Consider the following 23,982-nt stretch of genomic DNA (forward strand, 5'->3'; position numbering starts at 1 on the left):
TGCCAAGGGGGCTTTTTCATATCCGCGCTTCCCGTTTCAGCTCACCAGCAGCCAGCCGCAGAAGCCGAGATAAAGCAAGCCGACCAGTGCCAACCGTTCGGCGGTCATCACCCCCTTTCGGAACCCCCACCAGAGCAACCCTACCGCCAGCAACGTCACCAGCGAGGAGGCCATCATGGCGCCATCCAGCAGCCAGGGGGTAAACAGCAGACAGAACGCCTTGGGGATGGTGCCCTGGATCATCATGGCCCCGGAGATATTGGCCAGCGCCAGCCGGTTCTTGCCCTGCCGCACCCAGATCAGCACGTTCATCAGCTCCGGCATCTCGGTCGCCACCGGACTCAGCAGCAGGGCCGCCAGTACCGGCGAGAGGCCAAACAGCTCGCCCATGCTCTCCAGCTGATGGACAAACAGCTGGGCCGCCAGCGCCACCACCACCAATGCAGCCAGTGTCTGCAGCAGCACCTTGCCAAGGGGCGGGATCCCGGCATTTGGAGCCAGCTTGAGGGGCTCCGGCAGCTCGACCTCATGGCTGTCACTCTGTTTCAGCTCGCGCCTTACATAGACGAGGTAGACCAGCAGGAAGAGCGGGGCCAGCCAGCTCTTACCGGTAAAGGCGACCAGCCCCAGCGCAGTTGCCACCAGAAAGATTCCCATAAACCAGCGCTGATCCCGGCCAATCTCGCGCTGCACCTCGCCGTCGATGGCCCGTTCGGTAAGGCTCATGCAAAGCAGCAGGGTAAGACCGACCGCTGCATAGCCGATGGTGGCCAACACCAGCGGCCCGCCGAGGGCGGCGCCAATGCCGATCTCTTGCTGGGCGGTCGTGTTGCCCATCAGCAGGGCGGTCAGGGTGACGATGCATTCGGGCAGGGCCGTACCCAATGCCGCCAGCAGGGAACCGGTGGCGCTTTGCGAGAGTTTGAAGTGGTGGCCGGTCCACTCGATGCCGTTGACGAAGTATTCGCAGGCAAGGTAGATGGTGACCGCAGAGACGAGAAATAACAGCAGGGTAATCAACATAATAGATACCGCCAGGCGAGCAGAATAACCGATGGACCCGACATGGCTCGCCCGGCTGGCGTGCATATCGAGGCCAAAGGTCTTGCAGAGCGATAGTGCCTATCGCCGCCCATGCCATGGATTCGAGGATCCAAGAGTGTTGACATGGGCCCGGCCCGGAATTCGGGCGGGTTGCTACTCCCCAATGACTGAGGGGACGTTTTAGCAACTCGACCGCCGCCTCACAAGGCAAATTAATGACAACTCATTCAATAAGTTGTAAGGGAATGTAACCTCGCCAGCCCCTCCTCCCCACCGCCATTGCGCTGTTGGCACACCGATTGCTGTAGGTAGTTCACTATCCACAACAGTTTGGGAAGGATGAACAATGAAACGGTGGATCCAACATTTCTATCAACTGAACCGCCTCAATTGGCTAATGGTCTGGTTGTTGCTCTGCTGCAGCATCATTCTGCTGTTTCCGGCCGGGCTGATGAAAGGGGCAGTCAGCCAGTGGGCTGCGGATCATGCGGCCTGGCTGGGGGTCGGCATGCTGATCGCCATCTCCTACTTCTGCAGTCAGGGCTTCCTGATCGCCTGGGAGTGGGCATGCGAAGAGTGGCAGGCGCGCCGTCAGCAGGACCAGCTGGCCCAGATGATCGGCTTCCTCGACTTCAACGAGAAGGCGGTGCTGCGCGAGTTCGTGCTGCAGCGTAAAAGCGTCATAAACTTGCCGATCACCGAGCCCGCCGTCAAAAACCTGATGGATGCCGGCGTCCTCACCTACGCCTACGGCAAGCCGACCCGGGAGAAGGATGACGAGAACCAGATCCGCGCCCTGATGATCGCCCTGCCCGCCCGACCGCTGCTCACCTACAAGGTGCTGGGGCTGTCGCGCGGCAAGATGAGCGACGAGCAGGTGGAGCAGATCATGAACGCCCGTCCCAAGTTCGCCCAGAAGGGGTTCCAGCGCTAACCGCCGCCCCATCCGCCAGATGCAAAAGAGCCGGACACTGTCCGGCTCTCTCGTTTCTGCGCGACGTTCTGTACCATCCCTTCCGTCTTGCTGCCCCCTACCCCTTTAGGCTGGAGCAAAAGCTGACATCGTCCTGCACAGGATCATCGCTCATGCTGTGATAAAGCTCGAAGCAGGGACCATTGCCAAACTCCAGCCCGGCAGCAACGATGTCGCCGATATGTTCCTGCCAACGCGGGCCATACTGACTGCGGTCGGTAATAAGATAACGGGACTGGGCATAACGACCGGCGGGAATAATCTGGATCTCGACCGCTCCCATCCCCACCGTCCCCGCAGGCACCGTCACCCCGATGTCAGTGCGACACTGGGCTGGCGGAGTCACCTCGGGGTTATCGTGATAGATGAAGATCCACTCCCCACCTTCCAGACCGCGGGCGCTGGCCCACTGATGCAGCTGGCTGCAGACGGGGTCATACCCCTCGCCATAGGGGCCGGTGACACGCATATAGGCCAGAGTGCGGGCGTCCATCTCGATGGTTTTCATGGTATTGCTCCGTGCTGATGAGTGACCCTCAGCATAAGGATTAGGCTGCACAAGTGCGTGTCCATCCTTGCTCATCAAGTGTCCATTCTTGCTCTTGTCGCGGCGAAACTCTCCCGGCGAGCAACCATAGTAACGGCGAAATACCTTGGCAAACGCCTGGGAGCTGGCGAGCCCCGCCCCCAACGCAATGGCCGTGACACTGGCATCGGTATAGCAGAGCTGCCAAGCAGCCCGCTGGATGCGCAGACGACGACACATCTCCCCGGGCGTCTCCCCCGCCACAGCCGTAAACACCCGGTGAAAATGGTAGAAAGACAAGCAGGCACGGCTTGCCAGCGTTTCAATGGAGAGATCGGGATTCTGCTCCAGCGCCCGGATCACCGGGCGCAATCTGGCCTGATAATCGACCATACCGTTAGCGACTGGCGCCCCCCGCGACTCTGGCCATATAGAGTGCATCCACATAGCGCCCCTGGCGGAAGGCATAGTCACGGGCCAACCCCTCCTGCGTGAAACCGAACTTGCGATAGAGCGCCTGTGCGGCCTCATTGTCGGTATAGACAGTCAGCTCAATCCGGTGCAGGTTGAGCCAGTTATCGGCCAGATCCAGCGCCGCGGCCATCAGGGCAGAGCCCACCCCTTTGCCTGCCCAGTCATCCCGCACTCCCATGCCAATCCCGGCCACATGCTTGCGTCTGGGATTGGGCTCCACATGCAATGAGATCTGACCCACCAGCCTCCCATCGGCCTCCGCCACCAAGGCGACCACATCACCGTTCTCCAACCGTTTTTGCCACTGGCTAAGGGGTGGCATAGGCAGGTGCAAAGTGCCCGCCTGGGCATTGGGCATGGCGTAAAGATCCCGCAAGGCGGGGGCATCGGCGGGTTCGGCATGACGGATAGTAATCTGCATATGAGGCTCCTTTTCGAAGCCTCCATCATGCAATATCCGGCGCGGTTACACATCCCCCAGCAACACCGATTTGTCTTGCCTATCAAAGAGCGAGGCAAGGCCCATTGGCCGAGCACGACGCAGATCCGTAGGCTGACCCCATATCAACAAGGAGAGAAGCCATGACTGACAAGACCCTGCACAGCGCCAACGGCGCCCCCGTCGTCGACAACAACAACAGCCTCACCGCCGGTCCGCGCGGCCCCATCCTGATGCAAGATATCTGGTTGATGGAGAAACTCGCCCACTTCGACCGCGAGCGCATTCCCGAGCGGGTGGTTCACGCTAAGGGCTCGGGCGCCTACGGCACCTTTACCGTGACCCACGACATCAGCCAGTTCAGCAAGGCCGATCTGTTCAGCGCCATCGGCAAGCAGACGCCTGTATTCCTGCGCTTCTCCACCGTGGCCGGTGAGAAAGGCGCCGCCGATGCCGAACGCGATGTGCGCGGCTTCGCCCTCAAGTTCTATACCGAGCAGGGCAACTGGGATCTGGTAGGTAACAACACCCCGGTCTTTTTCATCCGCGATCCGCTGAAATTCCCTGACTTCATCCACACCCAGAAGCGGGATCCACGCACCAACCTGCGCAGCGCCACCGCCGCCTGGGACTTCTGGTCACGCCATCCGGAATCCCTGCATCAGGTCACCATACTGTTCAGCGATCGCGGCATCCCCAAGAGCCTGCGGGAGATGAACGGCTACGGCAGCCACACCTTCAGCTTTATCAACGATGCCAACGAGCGCTTCTGGGTCAAGTTCCACTTCAAGACCGAGCAGGGCCACAGCTTCTACACCGATGAAGAGGCCGCCACCGCCGTCGGGCAGGATCGGGAGACCAGTCAGGCGGATCTGTTCAATGCCATCGAGCGGGGCGACTTCCCGCGCTGGAAGGTCTATGTGCAGGTGATGCCGGAGGCCGAAGCCCAGACTTACAACATCCACCCGTTCGACCTGACCAAGGTGTGGCCGCACAGCGACTACCCGCTGATCCCGGTGGGCGTGCTGGAGCTCAACCAGAACCCGGACAACTACTTCGCCCATGTGGAGCAGGCCGCCTTTACCCCGGCCAACGTGGTGCCCGGTATCGGCTTCTCGCCGGATCGCATGTTGCAAGGGCGACTCTTCTCCTACGGCGACACCCAGCGCTATCGCCTCGGCGTCAACCACGGTCTGCTGCCGGTCAACGCCCCGCGCTGCCCGTTCCATCACGGCGCCCATCGTGACGGTGCCATGCGGGCGGACAGCAATGGCGGCGCCAGCCCCAACTATCAGCCGAACCGTTTCGGTACCCAGCAGCCGAGCGAACAGCACGAACCGGCGCTGAGTCTGGAAGGGGCCGCCCTGCACTACGACTTCCGTGACTACGACAGCGACTACTACAGCCAGCCGGGTAACCTGTTCCGCATCATGGACGAGGGGCAGCGCTCGCGGCTCGCCGCCAACCTGGCCCGATCTCTCATCAATGTGGAGGATGACGCCATCGTCGCAGCCCAGCTCAAGCACTTCGAGCAGGCCGACCCCGAATACGCCAAGCGGGTCGAACTGGCACTGGCCGCCTTGCAGCGCTAAGCCGCAAGCAGGAAAACTCTACAAAAACAAAACGGGGGCCTGATGGCCCCCGTTTTCTATTGCGAGCAAGCTCGCTCAGAGAGCAGGGTCCTGCCCGGCCAGCCACCGCAACGCGTTCGCCTCACGCTCTTTGACAAAGGCATTCTTGCCCGCACAGTAGCGCTCGATATCGTGCTGACAGCTCGCGGCTACCGCCTGCTTTAACTCGGCGTATTCCCGGCATACCGCAGGATGGGCCCTTAGATAGTCACGAAAGGCCAGATGGCGATGCACATGGTCATCCCCTTGCAAGAAGGCGTGGATCTGGTGGGTTCTCTCATCACCCCCCTTGCGAAAATAGCGGCGGCGCGCAATCCCGCACTCATCCATCGCCTCATAGCCCAGCGCCTCCAGCTGACCATTCTGCTCATCGAGCCGCTCCAGCGATGATACCTCCAGCATGATGTCGATGATGGGCTTGGCGGCCAAACCGACGACAGAGGTACTGCCGATATGGTGGACAGCTAGCAAGCAGTTATCCAGCGCACTGCGTAATTGAACCTCTTCAGCTACAAAGCTGGCTGGCCATTGGGGGTTGTAGGAAACAACGTCGACTCTCACAGTTTCAGCTCTCTGGATAGTTGCCGATGGAATAGGGCAACAGGGTATGCGATGGGTGGACAAGATAACCAGACGGCAAATTGCCAGCAACAAAAACGGAGCCCGAGGCTCCGTTTTTCAATGCTGTATCAATCCCGGACGGAACGCGCTTCGCGCTCTTCCCGCTCCCTTGCCAACAAGCGTTTGTACCACCAGCTACTGCGACGACGTTGTGCATTGGAAGAGCGACGAGCCATTTCTTAGGTTCCAGCCAAGAGAAGAAAGGAGCTGCATTATGCGACAGGGATCACGTCCATGTCTTTAGCTGGATAAAGAAAAGCCTCACTGACCCACGGAAATCGTCTTCTGATCTTTCGCCCCCCGGGTGGCAGGCAACACCACCGCAGGAGAGCGCCAGGCCAGTGGGCCATTGCTCTCGAGGTCGTTCAGCGGGCCGCACTCCAGCCAGACATCTCCCTGCAGAATGCGGGCCCCTTCGGAATATTTCTGATCCGCAAACCAGCAGACCCGCTCGGGCAATGAGCCCAGCGGCAACACCAGTTCGGGACTGGCAGACTCGCCCACCACAGTGGTTTTGGACGCGGCCAGAGCGGGAGCGAGCCAGAGGGAGATCAGCAGGCAAAGCAGTACATTTTTCATGAGGGGGATCCTGTTGCGATGGGGGGCACTCTCGAAGAGTCGACCAGCCCCGGGGTTTACTTGACTGACAATCATACTGCCTGCTGGCATTGTGGAACCAATATGGTAGCCTGCCAGCGCCTGCGGGCAGTCTCTCGCTGCCACGCGCAAACTTCCGGTGAATTTGTCACGTCCTGACAAAATATAACCTTATTTATCAAATCGTTATTTGGATATTATCCCAATGCGTATCATGCCGTTGCTTCAGGCGGCCTGCCTGAGCCTGATGTTGTCCGCCTGCGTTGCCCCATTGCTGATGATGAGCCCCACCAGCCAGCTGATGTGGGCCCTGCTCAAGCCGCTGGTCGGCTTTGACCCGAACGAGGTCAATCTGTTCGAACAACCCCTGATCAAGGATCGGATGACAGCCATCCTTGGCCCCAATTACGACAGCACCATGCAGTTGCTCAAGACTGCCGACAAGTTACAGCAGGAGGGGCCGCTTTTCTATGTGGTCTCCGAGTATGCGCCCGTGCCGGATATCGCCAAGCAGGCGGGGATGGTGTGGAACTCGCAAACCAACCAGATGTCGGTATTGCTGCAAAAAGGGGATGGCACCACCCTGACCTTCGGCGAAAATCTGGCGGGCACGGCACCGACCTGGCCAACCGCCATGCAGGGCTGGCAGACCCCCACCAGCCAGCTCACCCCGGCGGCCAATGCCCTGACCGGTACGGCAACCAGTCAGAGTGGCACCTCCCCCTTCTCCCTTGGCAACGCGCTGGGCACAGTGACCCGCGGCGTCACCGGCTCGCTGACCAACAGCGCTAGCCAGGCTATCAGCGGCGCAGCCGCCAACGCCACAGGACAGGCCACCCAAGCGGTGAGCCAAAGCACGACCGCTCTTACCCGCACTGCAACCACCGCTGTCACTGCGCCAGCCAAGCAAGCGGTGAGCAGTGCCGCTGCGACTGCAACTCAAGAAGCGACCAAGGCTGTTGCCGTTCCTGCCAAGCAAGCAGTCAGCAGCGCCACTGCGACCGCGGCGCAAGAAGCTACCAAGGCCGTTGCTGCTCCTGCCAAGCAAACCGTCAACAGCGCCGCTGCGACCGCGACCCAAGAAGCCACCAAGGCTGTTACCGCTCCGGCCAAACAGGCCGTCAGCAGCGCCACTGCGACCGCGGCGCAAGAAGCTACCAAGGCTGTTGCCGCGCCTGCCAAACAGGCTGTCAGCAGTGCCGCGGCGACCGTGACACAGGAAGCCACCAAAGCCGTTGCCGCTCCTGCCAAGCAAGCCGTCAGCAGCGCCGCAGCAACCGCGACGCAAGAGGCAACCAAGGCCGTTGCAGAACCAGCCCGGCAGGCCGTCAGTGCCGCATCCCATACGGCCGGAGAGAGCGTCGCCGATGCCGCCAGAGCGGCGGAAGCCAAGGCTCGCGCCAAGGCAGAGGCGGAGATGGAAGCCCTGCTCAAATAAACCGACAGGCCACCGCAAGGTGGCCTGTTTTTTATCCCGCTACCGGATCATGACGTTATGGAAAAGGCCACATAGACTGTTAGGTAACTACCCGCACAAGGAGTGCATCATGCGTCGTTTGCTCCCTGCTCTCGCTTCTCTCGCCCTGTTTATCGCGCTCCCGGCTCCGGCACTTATCTACTATTCGGAACAGAACATGCCGCTCAATGGCCAGGATAAAAATGGTCAGCCTGTGGGGTTAGCAGTCGAGTTGCTGCGCCTGATGTGGCGCGAAATGGGGGAGCCGGAGCAACCCATCCACTTTCTGCCCTGGGCCCGCGGCTGGTATCTGCTGACCCAGCAGCAAGAGGCCGTGCTCTTTACCACGGCACATACCAAGGAGCGGGATCCCCACTTCCTCTGGGTCTGCCCCATCAGCCACTCCAGGGTCGCGCTGGTCGGCCGCAAGCAGGATGCCCCCAAAGTGACCAGCAAAGCGGATCTCGCCAAGCTGCAGATCGGCGTGATGCAGGCTGATGTCGGGGAGCAGTTGCTGCTCAATCGCGGGATCAGCCCGGGCAATATGATGTCGGTGGAGCGCATGGATCAGGTGGTTCGCCAGCTAATCATGGCACGCACCGATCTGGTGGCGGGCAACGAGGTGATGCTGCGCCATCAGGCCAAAGAGCTGGGTTTCCCCAGCGAGGATTTTGTCACCGTCGCGATTATTGAAGAGCAGGATAACTGCTTCGCCTTCAACCTGAGGGCAGACAAGCAACAGGTTGCCCGCCTGCAACAGGCGCTGGACAAGGTCAAACAGGGGGATGAATACAAGCAGCTGATGAAGCGCTACCAGTTGCTCAGTATCCTGCCCGAAACCACTCCCACCCTCCCGCGCATCGAGTAACTCCGGCCCGCCCTATGGCGGGCCCTCTCTATCTCCCGCCGATGATGCCTGTGATGCCTCCACCGGAGCCGTAATGAGGTGGTTCAGAAAGAGATTGAACAGCTCGGCCCGCGAGCCGAGCCGCAACTTGCCGTAGAGGTGCTTGCGGTGATTCTTCACCGTACCGCTGCCAATCCCGAGCTCCGCGGCAATCGCCTCGGTATCCAGCCCCTGCAGCAGCAACTCCGCCACCTGCCGCTCGCGCCGGGTAAGCCGATCCCCCCCGACACTCGACATAGCCTGCTCCACCGCACTCCGGAGGCTGGAGCTGTCTGGCAGCGCAGTGCTCTGGGCCAACAGCGGCTGGCTCTGCCGCCACTGCTGACGACAGAGCGAATGCACCAGCGGGAACAGCTGCTCCAGCCTCGCCAGCTCGTCACGGCTGAGGGTACTGCGCTTGTCGAGCCGCCCGAGAAACAGCATCAGCGTCAGCCCGTCCCGCACCGGCAGGATCAGCCCCACCTCCTCCTGCCAGCCGGTGGCCTGATAGAAGTGGTAGCGATATTCGGGATCGAGCCGCCCTTGGGAGACCTGCGCCAGGGTCCAGACGCCGGCAGGCAAGCCCTGCTCCAGCGCCTGCATAAAGGGATCCTGACTGAAGTGGCTGGTGAGGTAGCGGTCAAACAACAGAGCCCGCTGATGATTGAGGTTGTCGTAGAGGTAGACGGGGCGCTGCCCCACCCCGAGCAGCAGGGCGCAATCAAACGCCACCTGTTGCTGGATCAGCCGCACCAGCGCCGCCGCAAAGGCGCTGCTGTGCAGGGCATCGACCACCTCGGTCATACTGCGGGTCAAGGCATCTGTGGTAAATGGCTGGGTCATGGTGACACGTTTTCGTTGGTGGGGAGCGATTCCCCGCTATGACTGAATGCTAGCACGAGAGTGGCAAAACTGTCCCTCAGGGGACATATCCGCCACCAGCCAGAACAGCGAGGATGACGACTTTTCCCCCTGCTGTTGGAGAACCCATGATCAACCACCACCTGCTCGATGAACTGAGCCAGCGCGGCCTTGTGGCCCAGAATTCCGACCCGGCGGCCCTGGCCGATCATCTCTCCACCCCGCGCACCGTCTATTGCGGGTTCGACCCCACCGCCGGCAGCCTGCATATCGGTCATCTGGTGCCGCTCTTGATGCTGCGCCGATTCCAGCTGGCGGGCCACACCCCGGTGGCTCTGGTGGGCGGGGCGACCGGCCTTATCGGCGATCCCAGCTTCAAGGCGACCGAGCGCAGCCTCAACAGTGCCGATACCGTGCAGGGTTGGGTCGCCAGCCTGTCTGCCCAAATCAGGGCGCTGCTGCCCGCCGATGATGGCCTGTCGGCCCCGCAACTGGTCAACAATGGCGACTGGATGGGGCAGATGTCCGCCCTCGATTTTCTGCGGGATATCGGCAAGCACTTCTCGGTCAACGCCATGCTGGCACGGGAGTCAGTGCGCCAGCGACTGGCCCGCCCGGATCAGGGCATCTCGTTTACCGAGTTCTCCTACGCTCTGCTGCAATCCTACGATTTTGCAGTGCTGCACCAGCGGCTCGGCTGCACCCTGCAGATTGGCGGCAACGACCAGTGGGGCAATATCACCAGCGGCATGGATCTCACCCGTCGCCTCCATCAGGCGCAGGTACACGGCATGACCCTGCCCCTTATCACCAAGGCAGACGGCACCAAGTTCGGCAAGACCGAAGGGGGCGCGGTCTGGCTCGATCCGGCGCTCACCTCCCCTTACGCCTTCTACCAGTTCTGGCTCGGCACCGCGGATGAGGATGTCTACCGCTTCCTGCGCTACTACAGCTTTATGTCGCTGAGCGAGATTGATGCACTGGAAGCGGAAGATGCCAAGCGGCAGGGACGCAAGCAGGCCCAGCAGGTGTTGGCGAACGAGCTGACCGAGCTGGTACACGGCAAGGCGGCGCTGGCGGCGGTGCAGCGCATCAGCGAACTGCTGTTTAGCGGCGATGTGGCTCGCCTCGGCGAGAGCGATCTGGCCCAGCTGGCACAGGATGGCATGCCGAGCAGCACCGTCAGCGGCGAGACTGATCTGGTCAGCCTGCTGGTCAGCTGCGGTCTGGCGAACTCCAAACGCATCGCCCGCGAGCTGCTGGCGGCGGGCGCCATCAGTCTCAATGGTGTGCTCAAGCAGGATGAACAGCTGAGTGCCGATGATCGGCTGTTTGGCCGCTACCTGCTGCTGCGCCGGGGCAAGAAGCAGTATCAACTGGTGGAGTGGAAATAAGCCGCAGGGCGGGGAGTTCAGCCTCCCCGCCCGCACCCAGAACCCCTTTTGAATCCCGAGTTGCGATCCCCCTCACAGCCTCTCCCGTCGGCAGCCACCATACTGGCACCGGCGAACATGGAGTACGCCACACAATCTGTTCCTCACGAATCAACAAGGATGCTGATGATGAAGAGATGGCTTCTGGTGCTGCTCTGCACCCTGCCCATGCTGGCACACGCCAGCGGATACACCCAGACCCGCTACCCCATAGTGCTGGTGCACGGCCTGTTCGGTTTCGACAAGCTGCTCGGGGTCGATTACTTCTATGGCATTCCCCAGGCCCTGAGCCGGGATGGTGCCAAAGTCTACGTGGCTCAGGTATCGGCCACCGCCAGTTCGGAGCAACGGGGGGAGCAACTGCTCGCCCAAGTTGAGCTGCTGCTGGCGGCCACCGGCGCCGAGAAGGTCAACCTGATCGGCCACTCCCACGGCGGCCCCACCATTCGCTATGTCGCCTCGGTCGCCCCCGAGCTGGTCGCCTCCGCCACCAGCGTCGGCGGGGTCAACTACGGCTCCGAGATTGCCGATCTGGTGCGGGCCAATGCCGCCCCCGGCAGTGCCGCCGAGAAGCTGGCTGCCGCCGCTGCCCACGCCCTCTCCGGCATGATTTCACTGCTCTCGGGCGGGAGCCAGCTGCCGCAAGATCCGGTCGCCGCTCTCGATGCCCTCACCAGCAAGGGGGCCAGCCAGTTCAACCAGCGCTACCCGGAGGGGCTGCCCAGCCGCTATTGCGGCGAGGGGCCGATGCAAGCAACCAACGGCGTCTACTACTTCTCCTGGAGCGGACGCGGCAACCTGACCAATCTGCTGGATCCGGTGGATCCTGCGCTGGCGCTGACCGGCGCCTTCTTCAAGGAGCCCAATGACGGACTGGTCGGGGTCTGCAGCAGCCACCTCGGCAAGGTGATCGGCACCAACTACCGGATGAACCATCTGGACGAAGTGAACCAGTCCTTCGGCATCCACCATCTGTTCGAGACCGATCCGGTCACCCTCTATCGCCAGCATGCCAACCGTCTCAAGGAGCTGGGACTATGAAGATAGCCACCCTGCTCGTCGTACCCTGCGCCATCACCCTGCTGCTTGGCGGGGTGTTGTTCTGGCCCACAGCACCGACGGCAGACTCATCCCCCGCTCAAGCCAGCCAGCATGCACAGAGCCACCCGCACGATCCCGAGCAGGAGGCCGCCGATGCCCTGCAGGCGCGCTATCGCACCTTTGTCTCCGCCCAGAGCAGCCTGACAGTGCCCACCGAGATCTCCCTCGCCAGCCTGCAGATCCTGTTTGACGAGCGGGAACAGCTGCGCCAGCAGAGCTTTACTCCGGCCGAGCAGGCCCAGCTGTTTGCCGAGGATCGGCTGATGGAGCAGCTGACCCTGCGCCGCAGGGCGCTGGCGGAAGCAAGAGACAGCGACAAGTCGCAGCTGGCCAGCGAGCTGGATCTCTGGCTGGCAGAGCAACCGGACTGGTTTCGCGAGGCGGAGGCCAACAGCCGTCTGCTTGAGGAGTTGCAAGGGCTGGCGCAGATGGACCCGTCCAAACGGGGGGCTCTGCTGCTGGAGATAGGGGGGCCGGAAGCGGTGGATCGGATGCGCCAGCTGGAGCAGAGCCGGCAAGGGTTCGAGGAGCAGCTCAGCGGCTTTCTGGCCGATCTCAGACAACTGCCGAACGAGGCCCGGTCCGAACAGCAGCAGGAGCTGCTGGCCCGCTGGTTCGAGCCCGGACAGTGGCGCCGGGTCGAGGCACTCACCCGGCTCAAGCTGGGGGAGCCACACACCGAATGAGAAGGGGGCCCGTGATGGGCCCCCTTGATATTGCGCTTATTGCGGCTTGTTGGCACCCGGCAGCGGCTGCCAGGTGAGGCGGGTTACCTGAGTGCCCTGCACCTCGCACTTGAGGCTCAGCTCCTGCCACCCCTTATCCTGACGCAGGGAGACCTCCCCCTCGATCCCCTGCTCGCCAATCTTCAGCTTATCCTGCTCGAAGATCACCTTGTCGCCGTGGGCGAGATCCATCAGTTTGCCGTTGCAGAGCCAGTGAGCGAGATCCGCCCCCTTCAGCTTGACGCCCCCCTTGGCCGCTTTCTGCTCGGCCGCGCTCACCACAAACAGCTTGCTCAGCTCGGCGGCCCGCTTGGTGAGCCACTCCTGACGCTGCTGCATGCTCATCTTGCTGACGAACTCGGCGGGCTGACCCTTCTCGTCCAGCCATTGGGTCAGCTTGCCGCTGGCGTCAAAGGCGAACTGGGCGGCGGGCTCTTTGACCCCGAACAGCTTGCCGCCCTTGAAGTAGTAGCGGCTCTCCCCTTCCAGCTTGCCCAGCTCGTTCATGATGGGCACGGCGATGATGACGGGGGCGCCATCGATCCAGGCCTTGATATCGACGCCGTCATGGCTGAATTGACGGGTATCGAGGGCGCTCTCGGCCCCCTTCTCCATCAGGGTAAACTGCTCGGCGAGAGAAGCGGCCAGAGAAGGGAGGGAGCAGAATCCCAGGGTCAGCGCGATCGCTGTGTTGCGCATTGAGTTGTACATAGCACTCCTGTGATGGGCCATCCGGCCCGTGGTTAACTCTCTGTCAGCCAGGCCCGCAGCCCTTCCCGGTGAGCATCGCTCAGGGGCAGGGATTGGCGGGCCCGGTAGTCAAAATGGATCAGGGTCGTTTCGGCGGTGACGGCCAGTTCGCCGCCCTGCCAGGCCTCCTGCCAGACCGTAAATGAGCTGGTGCCGATGCGGCGCACGCCGGTCTTGATGGTGACCGGCTGGCCGTAGAACAGCTCCCGCTTGAACTGCACTGTGTAGCCCGCGATGATCAGATGCCAGTTATGCACATCCAGATCGGGGGAGAAGATCCGGAACAGGGGATCCCGCGCCGATTCGAACCAGACCGCCGGCACCGTATTGTTGATATGGCCGAGGGCATCCGTCTCCTGAAAGCGGGGTTGGATCTGCATTTCCAGCATGGGTTGACTCCTTGTCTCTTTGTTTCTGTCCTTGTCCGTTCATGGGACATCAGTGGCCAATGGGGTGGCAGCCGGGCATCACCAGCGGATCAGCATGTTACATGATACTGCTGGCCCAAGGACAGGAATGCCAGCGGCCCTGCGCGACCGGCCAGCGGGTGTCGCAGCGCGGCGGATTGTAGGACTGCACAGAAAAGCGGGCAGTAAAAAGCCCCGCACATCTTGTGCTGTGCGGGGCGGGTACAGATAACCAAACGGCTTGGGGACTAGCCGAGCAGATCGAAGCGATCCGCATTCATCACCTTGTTCCAGGCGGTGATGAAGTCACAGACAAACTTCTCGCTGTTGTCATCCTGGGCATAGACCTCGGCATAAGCGCGCAGCACCGAGTTGGAGCCGAACACCAGATCCACCCGGGTAGCCGTCCACTTCAGCGCGCCGCTGCGGCGATCGCGGATCTCGTAGAGATTGCTCGCTTTCGGCAGCCACTGGTAGTCCATGTCGGTCAGGTTGACGAAGAAGTCGTTGCTGAGCACCCCGACCCGATCGGTAAAGACCCCGTGCCCGGTACCGCCGTGGTTGGTGCCGAGCACCCGCATCCCGCCGACCAGCGCCGTCATCTCGCAGGCGGTAAGCCCCATCAGCTGAGCGCGATCCAGCAGCAACTCCTCCGCCGTCACTACATAGTCCTGCTTGAGCCAGTTGCGGAAGCCGTCGGCCAGCGGCTCCAGCACCTCGAACGAGACCACATCGGTCTGGGCCTGAGTGGCGTCCCCCCGACCCGGCGCAAACGGCACGCTCACCGTCACTCCGGCAGCCTGGGCAGCCTGCTCGATGGCGAGGTTGCCCCCCAGCACGATGAGATCCGCGACGCTGACACCACACTCGGCCGCCAGCTTGTCATAGACCGCCAGCACCTTCGCCAACTTCGCCGGTTCGTTGCCCGGCCAATCCTTCTGGGGGGCCAGCCGGATGCGGGCGCCGTTGGCACCGCCCCGCTTGTCGGAGCCACGGAAGGTACGGGCACTATCCCAGGCGGTAGTGACCCGCTCGCTGATGGAGAGGCCGCTGGCGGCAATCCTGGCCTTCACCGCCGCCACGTCATAATCGGCACGTCCGGCAGGCACCGGATCCTGCCAAATCAGATCTTCTGTCGGCACATAGGGGCCGACATAGCGGCTCTTCGGCCCCATATCCCTGTGGGTCAGCTTGAACCAGGCGCGAGCGAAGGCGTCGGAGAAGGCCGCCGGATCATCGCGGAAACGCTCGGCAATCTTGCGATAGGCGGGATCGAATTTGAGCGCCATATCGGCATCCGTCATCATGGGTTTGCAGCGGATCGACGGGTCCTCCACATCCACTGGCATATCCTCTTCGGCGATATTGATCGGTTCCCACTGATGGGCCCCCGCCGGAGATTTTTGCAACCACCAGTCGTACTTGAACAGCAGATCGAAGTAGCCGTTGTCCCATTGGGTCGGGTGGGTGGTCCAGGCCCCCTCAATGCCGCTGGTCACGGTATTGCGGCCGATGCCGCGGCTGTGGTGATTGATCCAGCCGAGCCCCTGCTCCTCGAGGCTGGCCCCTTCCGGCTCGGGTCCAAGCTGTTTGGCATCGCCGTTGCCGTGAGCCTTGCCGACGGTGTGGCCACCGGCAGTCAACGCCACCGTCTCTTCATCATCCATCGCCATGCGGGCGAAGGTGACCCGCATATCCTGTGCGGTTTTCAGGGGATCGGGCTGGCCATCCACCCCTTCCGGGTTGACGTAGATAAGCCCCATCATCACCGCCGCCAGCGGGTTTTCTAGATCCCGCTCGCCGGAGTAGCGACCACCCGGCTTGCCGCTGGGCGCCAGCCACTCTTTCTCCGAGCCCCAGTAGATATCCTTCTCCGGGTGCCAGATATCCTCGCGGCCAAAGGCGAAGCCGAAGGTCTTGAGCCCCATGGACTCATAGGCCACAGTGCCCGCAAGAATGATCAAATCGGCCCAGCTGATCTTGTTGCCGTACTTCTTCTTGATGGGCCACAGCAGGCGACGGGCCTTGTCGAGGTTGGCGTTATCCGGCCAGGAGTTGAGGGGGGCAAAACGCTGGTTGCCGCTGCCACCACCGCCGCGGCCATCGGCTATGCGGTAAGTCCCGGCCGAGTGCCAGGCCATGCGGATCATCAGGCCACCGTAGTGGCCCCAGTCAGCGGGCCACCACTCCTGACTGTCGGTCATCAGGGCGGTCACATCCTGCTTGAGGGCCGCCATATCGAGCCCCTTCAAGGCTTCCCGATAGTTGAAACCGGCCCCCAGCGGATTGGTCTTGGTATCGTGTTGGTGAAGAATGTCGAGGTTGAGGCTATTCGGCCACCACTCCATTCTGGACGTCTCGACGGAGGTGGTTCCCCCGTGCATGACCGGGCATTTTCCTGCGGAACTGTCTGAATTTTTGCTCATCGTTTTCCTCATTTGCTCTGCTGTCCATAACCTGAAACAGCATGGCACAGAGGCGTGACACAAACTGTGCAGCAGCGGCCGATTTACGGATCTTTCACGCAAGCGGCCACGGAGCGCCCGTCAGCCGCGACAGAAATTGGATGAACTATGGCGCCTCTGCGGGCAGATGGGGCGGCTCGGGCCGCAACCAGGCGCTGCGAAAATCGAACCAGCCGAGCGCCGTCATCCGCACCCCGTGCACGCCGACCCGGCTCTCCAGCTCCAGCCAGTGGTGAAACAGCGGCACAAACCAGCTTTGCTGCTGCACAGTTGCCAGCAGGGCTCGCGGCCCCGGCTCGGCACCGCTGGCCCGCCACTGCATCAACCCCTGCCACAACTCATGCTGACAGCCCCACACCTTGCGCAGCAACGGAGTGCCCTGCAACCAGGCGTAGGGGGCAAAGGGGCCGGCATGTTCGAGGTTGAGGGTGCCGAGCCAAAGATCCACGTCTTCATCCTCGCCACTCACCCAGCGACCGTAATCGAGGGTACGCACCTCGAGCTGGATCCCCTGTTCGGCCAGCAGGCTGCTCATGGCGTTGGCGCACTCGTTGAACTCCAGATGCTGGTTGAAGCAGGCGAGCACCAGTCTTCCCGGCAACTGCGTCGGTGTGGGCAAGGGCGCGGGCAGCGCTTCGCGCCAGTGAGGAAGCAGGCCGAGGGCGCTGGTCCAGCCCCGTTGCAACTCGGGGGCGACCCGCCCCATCAGGGCCACCGGATTGAGCAGCTGGCCCAGCCACTGGCGCAGGGCGGGATCCTGCAAGGATCCGGAACGATCGTCCTGCAGCAGGAAGTAGCAGCCCGACTCCAGCTCCGATTCGCCGCGCATGGTGCCGAGCTCCGGGCTGTCGCGCCCCAATTGCAGGTGGGTCTCCAGCCGCTCTGCCAGCTCCGGCAGCATCCAGATATCGATCTCGTCGAGCAGGGCGCGCAGGCCGAAGTAGTCGTCGAATGCCGCAAGGCAAAGATGCAACGGATCGTTGGCGGCCACCCGGTAGGGGCCGGTGCCGACCGGTTGCAGGGCAAAGCCCGCCTCCCCCTTGAGCTCCCGCGGCAAGATGGTCGCCACCGGCTCCGCCAGCAGGTGGGGCAGCCAGGGATCCGGGCTGTCGAGATAGAGATCCAGGGTGCGCGGCCAGGGGCTCTCCAGCCGGTCCAGATGAGCGAACAACGGGCGACCCCGCAGGGCCAGCAGGCTCTCCATCACATCCTCTACCACCAGCTCGCGGCCGTGGTGAAAGCGCACCGCCGGACGCAGATAGAAGCGCCAGTGGCAGGGGCCCAGACACTCCCAGTGATGGGCGAGATCCCCTTCGATTTCCCCATTTTCCTCATTTCGCCGGGTGAGGCCGTTGAAGATCTGGCGGCTCAGGTGAATTTCGGAGCGGCGCATCGGGCCGGTGGGCAGCAACTGCGGCAACGGGCGATAGTAGGGCACCCGCAGGATCTGGCGCCCCTCGCGGGTGGCCTGACCGAGCTGTTCGATCAGCAACGGAGTGAGCAGATCGAGGCGCTCCTCGGCCAGCCGCACCGCCTGCGCCAGCTGGCCCTGACTGAGCAGATCCCGCAAGCGGCGCCGGGTCAGGCTCTCCTGACTGTCGAGCAGAGTGAGCCGGGAGCGCCGCCCCCGCCCCGCTTCCGCCGACCAGCTGAGCCAGCCCTGATCCTGCATCCGCCGCAGCAGCAGGCGGGCGTTGCGCGGGGTGCAGCAGAGCAGATCCGCCACCTCGGCGAGGCTGATCTCCCGCTCGTCGCTGCCAAGCAGCTGGGCGAGTCGTTGAAATTGCTGATAGAGGCGACCGGTCGGCATAAAAGAGGAAATCCTGTTGCTGTAAGTCATCAGTTTTTACTTCCTCATTTTAGCTCAATACTGCTGATGAACGTGAGAACCACAGCAGAGGAACACCATCATGAGCCACGCCAACCCCCTCAAACCGAACCGGATCCAGCAGACCTTGCGCCGTTACTTCAAGCGGATCCTGCCGCGCCCCTTGCCGCTTATCGAGGATCCCATGCAGCAGCTCAACCGCCTGATGCAGTGGGATATGAACCAGATCGATGACAAGGAGTATCGCCGCCGTCTCTGAGTGCGAGCCGTGCCCGCCACTCGGGACGCGCATCCCCTGCGGGAGCAATTGCTTTGCCGGATCTTGCTGTTTACATCGGCCACGGGCCTGATAGATTGGACGTCTATCCATCTATAACTGCGACAAGCAACATCCAACAAGGAGTGTGTGATGAAAGATGCGACCCTGGCCCTGCACCACGGCTTTTCCTGCGACCCCACCACCAAGGCGGTCGCTGTGCCCATCTACCAGACGGTAGCCTACGAGTTCGAGAGCGCCCAGCACGGGGCGGATCTGTTCAATCTGGCGGTGCCGGGCAATATTTACACCCGCATCATGAACCCCACCAACGATGTGCTGGAGCAGCGGATGGCCGCGCTGGAAGGGGGGATCGCCGCGCTGGTGGTCTCGGCAGGTTCCGCCGCCATCACCTACGCCATTCAGGCGCTGACCGCAGCCGGTGACAACATCGTCTCCACGCCCCAGCTCTATGGTGGCACCTACACCCTGTTCGCCCACATGCTGCCGAGTTTCGGGGTCGAGGTACGCTTCGCCAAGGATGACAGCGCCGAAGCCATCGCCGCCCTGATCGACGACAAGACCAAGGCAGTCTACTGCGAGAGCATCGGCAATCCGGCGGGCAACATCGTCGATCTGGCCGCGCTGGCCAAGACAGCCCACGCCCGTGGCGTGCCGCTTATCGTCGACAACACGGTCGCCACCCCGGTGCTGTGCAAACCCATCGAACACGGCGCTGACATCGTGGTGCACAGCCTGACCAAATATGTCGGCGGCCACGGCAACTCGTTGGGTGGCGTCATCGTCGACTCAGGCAAGTTCCCCTGGGCGGATCACGCCAAGCGCTTCCCCCAGCTGACCAAACCCGAGCCCTCCTACCACGGGGTGGTCTATACCGAGGCCTTTGGCCCGGCCGCCTTTATCGGACGGGTACGCACAGTGCCGCTGCGCAATACCGGCGCGGCGCTGGCGCCGATGAACGCCTTCCTGCTGCTGCAAGGGCTGGAGACTCTGAGCCTGCGCATGGAGCGCCACGTGGATAACGCCCTGCGGGTCGCCAATCACCTCAAGCATCACCCCAAGGTGGCCTGGGTCAGCTACGCCGGTCTGCCGGGTCACCCGCACTATCTGCTGGCGGAGAAGTACATGGCCGGTCGCCCCTCGGCCATCCTCTCGTTCGGTCTGAAGGATGGCTATGAAGCGGGCGTGCGCTTCTACGATGCGCTGAAGATCTTCAAGCGGCTGGTCAATATCGGCGACGCCAAGTCGCTGGCCTGCCACCCGGCCTCCACCACCCATCGCCAGTTGAGCGAGGCGGAGCAGGCCAAGGCCGGGGTGAAACCGGAGATGATCCGGCTGTCGGTCGGGATCGAGGCGATCGAGGACATTCTGGCGGATCTGGATCAGGCGCTGGAGGCCTAAGCTGGACGTTGAGCGAGCGGGCATCAGCCCGCTCTTTTTTTACTGCCGGTGAACCGCCCCCCTCGCCCGTTCGTACACCTCATCCTGCCACCGAATCGAGGTCCTTATGATAGTCCTGCACCACCTGAACAAATCCCGCTCCCAACGCATCATCTGGCTGCTTGAAGAGCTGGGCCTGCCCTATGAGATCAAGGCGTATCAGCGCGATGCCGCGACCTTTTTGGCACCGCCCGAGCTGAAAGCCATCCACCCCCTCGGCAAGTCGCCGGTCATCGAGTTCGACAGCCGGGTACTGGCAGAATCGGGCGCCATCACCGAGTACCTGATCGCCCGCTACGCCGCCGATCGGCTGGCACCGGCACCAGATAGCCCCGACTATCCCGAATATCTGCAGTGGCTCCACTTTGCCGAGAGCTCGGGCATTCTGCCGCTGCTGCTCGACATGTTTGTGCGCAAGGATGGCAGCCCGATGCGCTTCCTGCCGGACTACGCCAAGGCGGAGTGTGCCAAGGTGCTGGGCTACCTCAACGATGTATTGGCAACCCGCCACTATCTGGTGGGGGATCGCCTCTCCGGCGCCGACATCATGAACTCCTTCTTGGTGGATCTGCTGGCGCAAAATGGTCAGCTGGCCCACTTCCCGCACCTGCAAGCCTACTGGCAGCGCCTCAATACCCATCCGGCCCGTCAGAAGGCGGTAGAGCTGGAGCGCGAGCTGGATCAGCGCCCCTGACCGAACAGCCACCATGCAAAACGCCCCGACTGTCGGGGCGTTTTTGTTATGCTGCGAGCGCGGTTTACTTGGTCGCGGGCACCTTGTCCCGGCGCGACTTCCACCACCAGCGCAGCCGGATCTGGGAGATAAGCATCCCCGCCAGCATCAGGGCACAACCGGCAATGGCGCGCTCGTCCAGCGTCTCCCCCAGCAGCAACACGCCACCCACGGCGGCAAAGACGGTCTCCAGACTGAGGATGATGGCGGCGTGGGCCGGATGAGCACCCCGCTGCCCCACCACCTGCAGGGTATAACCGACCCCGACCGAGACCAGCCCGGCATAGAGCAGCGCCTGCCAGCCAGCTACTGCACCAGCCACAGTCGGGGTTTCGATGACAAAGGCGGTGGCAAGGCTGAGCAGGCCGCAGACTACGAACTGCACTCCAGCCAGCTTGATGGGGGCAACCCGGTTGGAGTAGTGATCCACCAGCAGCAGGTGAACGGCCCAGAACAGGGCACCAACTACCTGCAACAGATCGCCAAAGCCGATGGTGAACTCGTCGGTGACGCTCAACACATAGAGACCGGCCAGCGCGATGATGGCGCCGATCCAGGTATTGAGGCCACTCTTGTGGCGCAGCAGCAGCCCCAGAACCGGCACCAGAATGATGTAGAGCCCGGTGATGAAACCGGCCTTGGCGGCTGTGGTGTAGAGCAGCCCAACCTGCTGCAGGGAGGCGGCACAGAACAGCACCAGCCCGGCCAGCACACCACCGATCAGCAGCTGGCGATGGTCGCCCGCGACGGCAACAGGTTGTCGGGATTTGAGCCACCAGAGCAGCGGCAGCAGGGAGAGAGCGCCGAGCAGAAAGCGCAGGCCATTGAAGGTATAGGGCCCCATGTGATCCATCCCGAGGCGCTGGGCGACAAAGCCCATACCCCAGATGGTGGCAGCCATCAGCAACATCAGATTGGAGCGCATGGCGATTCTTCCTTAAATCGGCGCGTGACGGGTTATCCGATCCAAGATACCCGCCTCCCTATCCTCTTGTCTCCACTCTTTGTCTTCGCTCTCGCTCTCCACGCGCTGCATCGCACTGCTTTTGAGCACAGCGAGTGTTACAACAGCGAGGGCTTGGTGAACACGGCCAACAGGGCAATCAGTAACAGATTGCCCCGCAGGATCCAGACCACCCGGAAGTGCTGCTGAATGGAGATCATCGGCGCCTTGCCCAGACGCAAGGCGCGACGCCAGCGATAGAAGAGGCGACTGGGATAAACGAGGGAGCCGACAATCAGCAGAAACAGCCCCATCTTGAGACCGTGGGCAGGATGGGCAAAGATCTCTGCCACCGAGCTGGCATGCTCGAGGGCCAGCAGACTCCCGGTGGCAAAGATGGAGAAGAGCGCCAGCGCCGCCACCCCATCTGCCAGCAGCAGGCGACGCACTCGCAGCATGTTCAGGCCGCGCCTAAATATCAGATACTCGACACAGAGGGCAAGGATCAGTACCGCTATGCTGCCATAATGAATCATTGAGAGCAGAGTGTGGTTCAACATCGGAAACATCTCATTTTCTGCCTTTAGACGAGCCGCACAGCATCATATATGCTGGTGTCACCCGAGACGAAAAGGATCTGTTCATGTCCCCCGCCAAGCCCAAGAACACTTGGTCTTTGATCACCCGCATGCGGCTGGGCCTCCTCTTGCTCTTTATCCCAGTGTTGCTGCTCGGCAGCATCTACTACCTGCATATGGAGCGCACCCTGCGCCACGAGCAGCAACAGAACCTGATTGCTCGCAACACCCAGTATTTCCATACCCTGATCGAACCCTATCTGGCGACCCTCAAACGCCAGTTTACGCTCATTTATCAGCAGGTAAATTATCGGGATTTCAGCGGCCCGGAGATCCGCAACGGAGAGCGCTACCTGCAACAGTGGCAGGCCTATCACAAGGTGATGGAACTCGATTACGTCTACGTGGGCACCGAGCATCGCAAGATGCTGATCCACCCCTCCTGGCAGGCCGACGAGAAGTTCGATCCCAGAACCCGCCCCTGGTATCTGCTGGCATCCAGCCATCCCGGACAGATTGTCTGGACTGATCCTTATTACGACTACACCTTGGGCACTCTCACCATGGCGCTGGCCCGGGTGATTGAAGATCCTGACGGCAAGCGGGTTGGCGTACTCTCGCTGGATACCCAGCTCACCCCCCTCGCCAGCTGGCTAAACAGTCGGCATGATCAGAGTCACCATCTGGGCAATGGCTATCAGATCCTGCTCAACCATGACGGACTGGTGCTGGCGCATCCGGATCGCGAACGGGTATTCAAACCCCTCGCTCACCCCGACTGGCTGGCCCGGATGCAACTGCCGCAGGGCTTTTTCCTCGATGATGCCAGCGGCCTGATGGTCTCCTACTACCGCATCCCCGAGCAGCGCTGGATCCTGCTCAGCGTCGAGCCGACTGCCAGCATGCAGCAGGTGATCGACAGCGTCTCCATCAACGTGCAGTTGATGATTGCCGTCGCCTGCATTCTCTATCTGCTGCTGGCCCTGCTCTGGTCCCGCTACTTCCGCCGCATGCTGGGGGAGATCACCCTGCTGATCCGCGCCAGCCGCTCCGGCGGTATCGCCTACAACGGCCGCCGCATGCTGGAGCTGGCCAAGGTCTATGAAGAGATGGATGCCGCCAGCCAGGACTTTGCCCAGATCCGCCTGCAAGCCCATCAGGACAAGCTCACCGGGCTCTACAATCGTCGCTTCTTCGACGAGTGCCTGCAGAAGCAGCTCAACAGTGGCGCCCCCTTCGGGGTGGTGATGTTCGATCTGGATGATTTCAAGCGGGTCAACGATACCCACGGCCATCAGGCGGGGGATGTGGTGCTCAAGCGGGTGAGCAAGCTGGGCATGAATCTGTTCCACGAGTGGGGCTGGTTCTGCCGCTATGGCGGCGAGGAGCTGGTGCTGATCTTCCGTTACGGCGAAGAGCAGCCGATGCTCCCCTCCCTGCTGGAAGCGTTCCGGCTCGGGGTGGAGCAGCTGGAGTGGCGCGAACCCGACCTCACTATCACCATCAGCGGCGGGGTGGCCTTCAGCCGCTCCGGGCTCTCGGCCAAAGAGCTGGTGGAGCTGGCCGACAAGGGGGTCTATCAGGCCAAGCGGGAGGGGAAAAACCGTATCTGCTTCCCGCTGCGCCACCCCCCTCACCAGAGTGCCGAGGAGGACATTCCCGCCTTTGGCGAGCCCCGACAACAAACCAACGAGGGGTAGCTACAGCGGCCAGCACCAACCACAACGCCGTCAGTAAAAACAAAGAGAGAGGCTCCTGCCTCTCTCTTTGTTTTTCGTGCGTCTTGCCGCACGT

23 protein-coding genes and 1 riboswitch are annotated in these 23,982 nt (G+C 62.1%); of the genes, 11 read left to right on the plus strand and 12 right to left on the minus strand.

Features of this window, described 5'->3' with window-relative positions; genetic code table 11:
- Positions 1-36 precede the first annotated feature (36 nt).
- Positions 37-1,023: a sodium:calcium antiporter gene (locus NOM06_RS07065; protein WP_255910672.1), complete on the minus strand. Its 987-nt coding sequence runs from the start codon at positions 1,021-1,023 to the stop codon at positions 37-39.
- An 88-nt stretch (positions 1,024-1,111) separates the two neighbouring features.
- A riboswitch (yybP-ykoY riboswitch) is annotated at positions 1,112-1,218 on the minus strand.
- A gap of 172 nt (positions 1,219-1,390) precedes the next feature.
- On the opposite strand from NOM06_RS07065, the gene NOM06_RS07070 reads away from it, so the two are divergent.
- A complete protein-coding gene (locus NOM06_RS07070) occupies positions 1,391-1,978 on the plus strand; it encodes a superinfection exclusion B family protein (protein WP_005336432.1) in 588 nt (195 codons plus the stop codon).
- Positions 1,979-2,075: 97 nt separating this feature from the next.
- Here the strand turns inward: NOM06_RS07070 and NOM06_RS07075 are convergent, their stop codons facing one another.
- Both NOM06_RS07075 and NOM06_RS07080 read right to left on the minus strand, forming a co-directional pair.
- On the minus strand, positions 2,076-2,936 hold the full coding sequence (locus tag NOM06_RS07075; protein ID WP_255910801.1) for a GyrI-like domain-containing protein: 861 nt from the start codon (positions 2,934-2,936) through the stop codon (positions 2,076-2,078).
- A 4-nt stretch (positions 2,937-2,940) separates the two neighbouring features.
- A complete protein-coding gene (locus tag NOM06_RS07080; protein WP_106843437.1) occupies positions 2,941-3,438 on the minus strand; it encodes a GNAT family N-acetyltransferase in 498 nt (165 codons plus the stop codon).
- 161 nt (positions 3,439-3,599) lie between these two features.
- Here NOM06_RS07080 and NOM06_RS07085 point away from each other — a divergent pair, with 161 nt between their 5' ends.
- The gene (locus NOM06_RS07085; RefSeq protein WP_005355226.1) at positions 3,600-5,048 is read left to right on the plus strand and encodes a catalase; all 1,449 of its coding nucleotides are present in this window, start codon (positions 3,600-3,602) and stop codon (positions 5,046-5,048) included.
- 75 nt (positions 5,049-5,123) lie between these two features.
- Here NOM06_RS07085 and NOM06_RS07090 read toward each other — a convergent pair whose 3' ends face one another.
- Together NOM06_RS07090 and NOM06_RS07095 are read right to left on the minus strand one after the other, a co-directional pair.
- A complete protein-coding gene (locus tag NOM06_RS07090; protein WP_255910673.1) occupies positions 5,124-5,648 on the minus strand; it encodes a GrpB family protein in 525 nt (174 codons plus the stop codon).
- Positions 5,649-5,969: 321 nt separating this feature from the next.
- Positions 5,970-6,287: a DUF1496 domain-containing protein gene (locus NOM06_RS07095; RefSeq protein WP_255910674.1), complete on the minus strand. Its 318-nt coding sequence runs from the start codon at positions 6,285-6,287 to the stop codon at positions 5,970-5,972.
- Between the two features lie 223 nt (positions 6,288-6,510).
- Between NOM06_RS07095 and NOM06_RS07100 the strand changes: the two genes are divergently transcribed.
- Both NOM06_RS07100 and NOM06_RS07105 read left to right on the plus strand, forming a co-directional pair.
- Positions 6,511-7,743 (plus strand): hypothetical protein, encoded by a 1,233-nt coding sequence (locus NOM06_RS07100; protein ID WP_255910675.1) that lies wholly within the window; start codon positions 6,511-6,513, stop codon positions 7,741-7,743.
- Between the two features lie 109 nt (positions 7,744-7,852).
- The gene (locus NOM06_RS07105; RefSeq protein WP_255910678.1) at positions 7,853-8,629 is read left to right on the plus strand and encodes an ABC transporter substrate-binding protein; all 777 of its coding nucleotides are present in this window, start codon (positions 7,853-7,855) and stop codon (positions 8,627-8,629) included.
- Between the two features lie 12 nt (positions 8,630-8,641).
- Here NOM06_RS07105 and NOM06_RS07110 read toward each other — a convergent pair whose 3' ends face one another.
- Positions 8,642-9,490 carry a helix-turn-helix transcriptional regulator gene (locus NOM06_RS07110; RefSeq protein ID WP_255910681.1) on the minus strand — a complete coding sequence of 283 codons (849 nt, stop codon included), beginning with the start codon at positions 9,488-9,490 and terminating at the stop codon, positions 8,642-8,644.
- Positions 9,491-9,636: 146 nt separating this feature from the next.
- Between NOM06_RS07110 and tyrS the strand changes: the two genes are divergently transcribed.
- The 3 genes from tyrS (at position 9,637) to NOM06_RS07125 (ending at position 12,728) form a co-directional block, all read left to right on the plus strand.
- Positions 9,637-10,902, plus strand: a complete 1,266-nt coding sequence (gene tyrS / locus NOM06_RS07115) for a tyrosine--tRNA ligase (RefSeq protein ID WP_255910684.1) — start codon at positions 9,637-9,639, stop codon at positions 10,900-10,902.
- Between the two features lie 168 nt (positions 10,903-11,070).
- Entirely contained in the window at positions 11,071-11,982 is a 912-nt protein-coding gene (locus NOM06_RS07120; protein ID WP_255910804.1) for a triacylglycerol lipase, read from the plus strand.
- Positions 11,979-12,728: a lipase secretion chaperone gene (locus NOM06_RS07125; RefSeq protein WP_255910687.1), complete on the plus strand. Its 750-nt coding sequence runs from the start codon at positions 11,979-11,981 to the stop codon at positions 12,726-12,728. The genes NOM06_RS07120 and NOM06_RS07125 overlap by 4 nt, the downstream gene beginning before the upstream one ends.
- Positions 12,729-12,764: 36 nt before the next feature.
- Here the strand turns inward: NOM06_RS07125 and NOM06_RS07130 are convergent, their stop codons facing one another.
- The 4 genes from NOM06_RS07130 to sgrR all read right to left on the minus strand — a co-directional run bounded on the left by NOM06_RS07130 (position 12,765) and on the right by sgrR (position 18,199).
- Positions 12,765-13,466 (minus strand): hypothetical protein, encoded by a 702-nt coding sequence (locus tag NOM06_RS07130; RefSeq protein WP_139411646.1) that lies wholly within the window; start codon positions 13,464-13,466, stop codon positions 12,765-12,767.
- A 44-nt stretch (positions 13,467-13,510) separates the two neighbouring features.
- Positions 13,511-13,906 (minus strand): thioesterase family protein, encoded by a 396-nt coding sequence (locus tag NOM06_RS07135; RefSeq protein ID WP_005336457.1) that lies wholly within the window; start codon positions 13,904-13,906, stop codon positions 13,511-13,513.
- Positions 13,907-14,172: 266 nt separating this feature from the next.
- The gene (gene katG, locus NOM06_RS07140; protein ID WP_255910690.1) at positions 14,173-16,350 is read right to left on the minus strand and encodes a catalase/peroxidase HPI; all 2,178 of its coding nucleotides are present in this window, start codon (positions 16,348-16,350) and stop codon (positions 14,173-14,175) included.
- A gap of 145 nt (positions 16,351-16,495) precedes the next feature.
- Positions 16,496-18,199, minus strand: coding sequence for an HTH-type transcriptional regulator SgrR (gene sgrR / locus NOM06_RS07145; RefSeq protein WP_255910694.1), 1,704 nt, complete (start codon positions 18,197-18,199; stop codon positions 16,496-16,498).
- A 100-nt stretch (positions 18,200-18,299) separates the two neighbouring features.
- Between sgrR and NOM06_RS07150 the strand changes: the two genes are divergently transcribed.
- The 3 genes from NOM06_RS07150 (at position 18,300) to NOM06_RS07160 (ending at position 20,628) form a co-directional block, all read left to right on the plus strand.
- Positions 18,300-18,476 (plus strand): hypothetical protein, encoded by a 177-nt coding sequence (locus NOM06_RS07150; RefSeq protein WP_005336463.1) that lies wholly within the window; start codon positions 18,300-18,302, stop codon positions 18,474-18,476.
- Between the two features lie 150 nt (positions 18,477-18,626).
- Positions 18,627-19,895, plus strand: a complete 1,269-nt coding sequence (locus tag NOM06_RS07155; protein ID WP_255910697.1) for an O-acetylhomoserine aminocarboxypropyltransferase/cysteine synthase family protein — start codon at positions 18,627-18,629, stop codon at positions 19,893-19,895.
- Positions 19,896-20,001: 106 nt separating this feature from the next.
- Positions 20,002-20,628 (plus strand): glutathione S-transferase family protein, encoded by a 627-nt coding sequence (locus NOM06_RS07160; RefSeq protein ID WP_255910743.1) that lies wholly within the window; start codon positions 20,002-20,004, stop codon positions 20,626-20,628.
- A 64-nt stretch (positions 20,629-20,692) separates the two neighbouring features.
- Here the strand turns inward: NOM06_RS07160 and NOM06_RS07165 are convergent, their stop codons facing one another.
- Together NOM06_RS07165 and NOM06_RS07170 are read right to left on the minus strand one after the other, a co-directional pair.
- Positions 20,693-21,592 (minus strand): DMT family transporter, encoded by a 900-nt coding sequence (locus NOM06_RS07165; protein ID WP_149151947.1) that lies wholly within the window; start codon positions 21,590-21,592, stop codon positions 20,693-20,695.
- Between the two features lie 137 nt (positions 21,593-21,729).
- Positions 21,730-22,170, minus strand: a complete 441-nt coding sequence (locus NOM06_RS07170) for a DUF2214 family protein (RefSeq protein WP_019445450.1) — start codon at positions 22,168-22,170, stop codon at positions 21,730-21,732.
- Positions 22,171-22,253: 83 nt separating this feature from the next.
- Here NOM06_RS07170 and NOM06_RS07175 point away from each other — a divergent pair, with 83 nt between their 5' ends.
- Positions 22,254-23,888, plus strand: a complete 1,635-nt coding sequence (locus NOM06_RS07175; protein WP_255910747.1) for a sensor domain-containing diguanylate cyclase — start codon at positions 22,254-22,256, stop codon at positions 23,886-23,888.
- The last annotated feature ends 94 nt before the right edge of the window (positions 23,889-23,982 follow it).

The sequence above is a fragment of the Aeromonas sp. JL9 genome (assembly GCF_024436075.1).
GTDB classification, from domain to species: domain Bacteria; phylum Pseudomonadota; class Gammaproteobacteria; order Enterobacterales; family Aeromonadaceae; genus Aeromonas; species Aeromonas veronii.

What these genes read in the sequence shown, in the direction of transcription:
- katG (WP_255910690.1), bottom strand. Translation starts at nt 16,350, where the DNA reads ATGAGCAAAAATTCAGACAGTTCCGCAGGAAAATGCCCGGTCATGCAC.
- sgrR (WP_255910694.1), bottom strand. Translation starts at nt 18,199, where the DNA reads ATGCCGACCGGTCGCCTCTATCAGCAATTTCAACGACTCGCCCAGCTG.
- NOM06_RS07105 (WP_255910678.1), top strand. Translation starts at nt 7,853, where the DNA reads ATGCGTCGTTTGCTCCCTGCTCTCGCTTCTCTCGCCCTGTTTATCGCG.
- NOM06_RS07065 (WP_255910672.1), bottom strand. Translation starts at nt 1,023, where the DNA reads ATGTTGATTACCCTGCTGTTATTTCTCGTCTCTGCGGTCACCATCTAC.
- NOM06_RS07130 (WP_139411646.1), bottom strand. Translation starts at nt 13,466, where the DNA reads ATGCGCAACACAGCGATCGCGCTGACCCTGGGATTCTGCTCCCTCCCT.
- NOM06_RS07120 (WP_255910804.1), top strand. Translation starts at nt 11,071, where the DNA reads ATGAAGAGATGGCTTCTGGTGCTGCTCTGCACCCTGCCCATGCTGGCA.
- NOM06_RS07070 (WP_005336432.1), top strand. Translation starts at nt 1,391, where the DNA reads ATGAAACGGTGGATCCAACATTTCTATCAACTGAACCGCCTCAATTGG.
- NOM06_RS07110 (WP_255910681.1), bottom strand. Translation starts at nt 9,490, where the DNA reads ATGACCCAGCCATTTACCACAGATGCCTTGACCCGCAGTATGACCGAG.
- NOM06_RS07080 (WP_106843437.1), bottom strand. Translation starts at nt 3,438, where the DNA reads ATGCAGATTACTATCCGTCATGCCGAACCCGCCGATGCCCCCGCCTTG.
- NOM06_RS07165 (WP_149151947.1), bottom strand. Translation starts at nt 21,592, where the DNA reads ATGCGCTCCAATCTGATGTTGCTGATGGCTGCCACCATCTGGGGTATG.
- NOM06_RS07175 (WP_255910747.1), top strand. Translation starts at nt 22,254, where the DNA reads ATGTCCCCCGCCAAGCCCAAGAACACTTGGTCTTTGATCACCCGCATG.
- NOM06_RS07135 (WP_005336457.1), bottom strand. Translation starts at nt 13,906, where the DNA reads ATGCTGGAAATGCAGATCCAACCCCGCTTTCAGGAGACGGATGCCCTC.
- NOM06_RS07085 (WP_005355226.1), top strand. Translation starts at nt 3,600, where the DNA reads ATGACTGACAAGACCCTGCACAGCGCCAACGGCGCCCCCGTCGTCGAC.
- NOM06_RS07160 (WP_255910743.1), top strand. Translation starts at nt 20,002, where the DNA reads ATGATAGTCCTGCACCACCTGAACAAATCCCGCTCCCAACGCATCATC.
- NOM06_RS07095 (WP_255910674.1), bottom strand. Translation starts at nt 6,287, where the DNA reads ATGAAAAATGTACTGCTTTGCCTGCTGATCTCCCTCTGGCTCGCTCCC.
- NOM06_RS07075 (WP_255910801.1), bottom strand. Translation starts at nt 2,936, where the DNA reads ATGGTCGATTATCAGGCCAGATTGCGCCCGGTGATCCGGGCGCTGGAG.
- NOM06_RS07170 (WP_019445450.1), bottom strand. Translation starts at nt 22,170, where the DNA reads ATGTTGAACCACACTCTGCTCTCAATGATTCATTATGGCAGCATAGCG.
- tyrS (WP_255910684.1), top strand. Translation starts at nt 9,637, where the DNA reads ATGATCAACCACCACCTGCTCGATGAACTGAGCCAGCGCGGCCTTGTG.
- NOM06_RS07125 (WP_255910687.1), top strand. Translation starts at nt 11,979, where the DNA reads ATGAAGATAGCCACCCTGCTCGTCGTACCCTGCGCCATCACCCTGCTG.
- NOM06_RS07100 (WP_255910675.1), top strand. Translation starts at nt 6,511, where the DNA reads ATGCGTATCATGCCGTTGCTTCAGGCGGCCTGCCTGAGCCTGATGTTG.
- NOM06_RS07155 (WP_255910697.1), top strand. Translation starts at nt 18,627, where the DNA reads ATGAAAGATGCGACCCTGGCCCTGCACCACGGCTTTTCCTGCGACCCC.
- NOM06_RS07150 (WP_005336463.1), top strand. Translation starts at nt 18,300, where the DNA reads ATGAGCCACGCCAACCCCCTCAAACCGAACCGGATCCAGCAGACCTTG.